General features: G+C 72.9%; 2 protein-coding genes. Both read left to right on the forward strand.

Annotated features, from left to right (window positions below):
• Window positions 1-92: 92 nt before the first annotated feature.
• Entirely contained in the window at window positions 93-1,529 is a 1,437-nt protein-coding gene (locus tag PLL68_RS11675) for a GuaB1 family IMP dehydrogenase-related protein (protein WP_324534276.1), read from the forward strand.
• Window positions 1,530-1,605: 76 nt separating this feature from the next.
• Entirely contained in the window at window positions 1,606-2,823 is a 1,218-nt protein-coding gene (locus tag PLL68_RS11680) for a cysteine desulfurase-like protein (protein WP_324534271.1), read from the forward strand.
• Window positions 2,824-2,912 lie beyond the last annotated feature (89 nt).

The raw sequence follows: 2,912 nt of genomic DNA on the forward strand, positions 1-2,912 counted from the left end.
GGTCGGATGCCGGGGCGAGCCGGTCGCTCTCCGCCCACCGTCTCCACCCGCACCGGCATCCGGCCGGCATCCGCCCACCTACGCTGGGGAGGGTGCGCTTCCTCAACGACCTCCAGCCGCAGCACGACCTGACCTACGACGACGTCTTCATGGTGCCGAACCGGTCGTCGGTGACGAGCCGGCTCGACGTCGACCTGTCCTCGGCCGACGGCACGGGAACGACGATCCCGCTCGTCGTCGCGAACATGACCGCCATCGCCGGGCGCCGCATGGCCGAGACGACCGCCCGCCGCGGGGCCCTCACGGTCATCCCGCAGGACATCCCGGCCGAGATCGTGCGCGACGTCATCGCGTGGCAGAAGTCTCGCCACCTCGTGTACGACACCCCCATCACGCTGACCCCCGGCACGACCGTCGGCGAGGCCCTCGTGCTGCTGCACAAGCGCGCCCACGGTGCCGCCCTGGTCACCGACGGCGACCGCCCGGTCGGCATCGTCACCGAGACCGACCTCACCGGGGTCGACCGGTTCACCCAGCTCGAGGACGTCATGGTGCGCGACATGGTGTCGCTGCCCGACGGGGTCGACGTCGAGTCGGCCTTCGACACCCTCTCCCACGCCCGGCGCCGCCTCGCACCGGTGGTGACCCCCGACGGTCGGCTCGTCGGCATCCTCACCCGCCCGGGCGCCCTGCGCGCCCACCTGTACTCCCCCGCCACCGACGACACCGGCAGGCTGCGGATCGCCGCGGCCGTCGGCATCAACGGTGACGTCGCCGCCAAGGCAGCCGACCTGCTCGACGCCGGTGCCGACACCCTCGTCATCGACACCGCCCACGGCCACCAGGAGAAGATGATCGAGGCCCTGCGTGCGGTGCGGGCACTCGACCCCCAGGTCCCCGTGGTCGCGGGCAACGTCGTCTCGGCGCAGGGCACCCGTGACCTCATCGAGGCCGGCGCCGACATCGTCAAGGTCGGGGTCGGGCCGGGCGCGATGTGCACGACCCGGATGATGACCGCCGTCGGCCGCCCGCAGTTCTCCGCGGTGCTGGAGTGCGCCGCTGCGGCGCGCGAGCTGGGAGGCCACGTCTGGGCGGACGGGGGCGTCCGGCATCCGCGCGACGTGGCGTTGGCCCTGGCCGCCGGGGCGAGCAACGTCATGATCGGCTCGTGGTTCGCCGGCACCCTCGAGTCGCCCGGCGACCTCTACACCGACGAGGCGGGCCGTCAGTACAAGGAGTCGTTCGGCATGGCGAGCTCGCGGGCGGTGCGCCACCGCACGGCCAGCGACACGGCCTACGAGCGGGCGCGCAAGGCGATGTTCGAGGAGGGCATCAGCTCGGCCCGCATGTACGTCGACCCGGCCCGCCCGAGCGTCGAGGACGTCATCGACGAGATCGTCGCGGGCCTGCGCAGCAGCTGCACGTATGCCGGAGCCCGCACCCTGGAGGAGTTCCACGACCGCGCGACGGTCGGCATCCAGAGCACCGCCGGGTTCGCCGAGGGCCGCCCCCTGCACACCTCCTGGTGACCTGAGCGTCCGGCACGGTGGTTGCTCGGGGCACCAACCTGCCGGACGTCGTCGGGATTGAGGCAGGATGCCGGGTATGCCGTTCGACGTCGCCTCGGTCCGTGCCCACTTCCCCTCGCTCGCCGAGGGTGGTGCCCACTTCGACGGGCCCGGTGGGAGCCAGGTGCCCGACGTCGTCGGCCGCGCGATCGCGGACACCGTGACCGCCGCGATCTCCAACCGCGGCACCTTCACCCCCTCGGAGCGGCGGGCGGATGCCGTCGTCGCCGACTTCCGCTCGGCCTATGCCGACTTCCTCGGCGCCGACCCGCGCGGCATCGTCCACGGCCGCAGCGCGACCGCCCTCACCTACGACTTCTCGCGCACCCTGGCCAAGAACTGGGGCCCGGGTGACGAGATCGTCGTGACCCGCCTCGACCACGACTCGAACGTGCGCCCGTGGGTGCAGGCCGCGCAGTCCGCCGGCGCCACGATGCGCTGGGTCGACTTCGACCCGGCCACCGGCGAGCTGACCGCGGATGCCGTGGCCGCCGTCGTCACCGAGCGCACGCGCCTCGTCGCGACCACCGCGGCCTCGAACCTCATCGGCACCAAGCCCCCCGTGTGCCACATCTCCCGGCTGGCGCACGAGGTCGGCGCGCTGCACTGGGTGGACGGGGTGCATGCCACCGCGCACGCCTCGGTCGACATCGTCGCGCTCGACGCCGACGTCTGGACGTGCTCGCCGTACAAGTTCATGGGGCCGCACTGCGGGGTACTGGCCGCCTCCCCCGACCTGCTCGAGACGCTGCACCCCGACAAGCTGCTGCCCTCGACGAACGACGTCCCCGAGCGGTTCGAGTTCGGCACCCTGCCGTACGAGGCCCTCGCCGGGGCCACCGCGGCCGTCGACTTCATCGCAGGGCTCGCCGAGTCCTCGGAGGGTGACGACACGGCATCCGGCACGCGTCGCGAGCGCATCGAAGCCTCGATGAAGGCGGTGCACGCGCACGAGCGCGCGCTGCTCGACGTGCTCGAGCCCGCACTGCGCGGCCTGCCCGGAGTCACCGTGCACAGCAACGCGGCCAAGCGCACGCCGACCCTGCTCTTCACCGTGGAGGGGCGCGACCCGCAGGAGATCCGTGGGCTGCTCGCGGAGCGCGGGGTGAACGCCCCGGCCGGGCACTTCTACGCCATCGAGTGCTCGCGCCACCTCGGCCTGGGCGACGTCGGCGGGGTGCGCGTGGGGCTCGCGCCCTACACCAGCGAGAACGACATCGACCGGCTCGTCACCGGGCTGCGCGAGATCCTCTGAGCCGCGGGGCAACTGTCGATGGTCGCTCTGCTCGAACCGCTCGAGGCGCCGGTCCACCCGGTCGAGGCGCTGCGCCGCGTCGCGTTCCT

This window comes from Ornithinibacter sp. (assembly GCF_035443565.1).
In the GTDB taxonomy this organism is placed as follows: Bacteria; Actinomycetota; Actinomycetes; order Actinomycetales; family Dermatophilaceae; genus Fodinibacter.

Excerpts from the sequence above, each read along its gene's own strand:
- PLL68_RS11680 (WP_324534271.1), top strand. The coding sequence starts at position 1,606 with ATGCCGTTCGACGTCGCCTCGGTCCGTGCCCACTTCCCCTCGCTCGCC.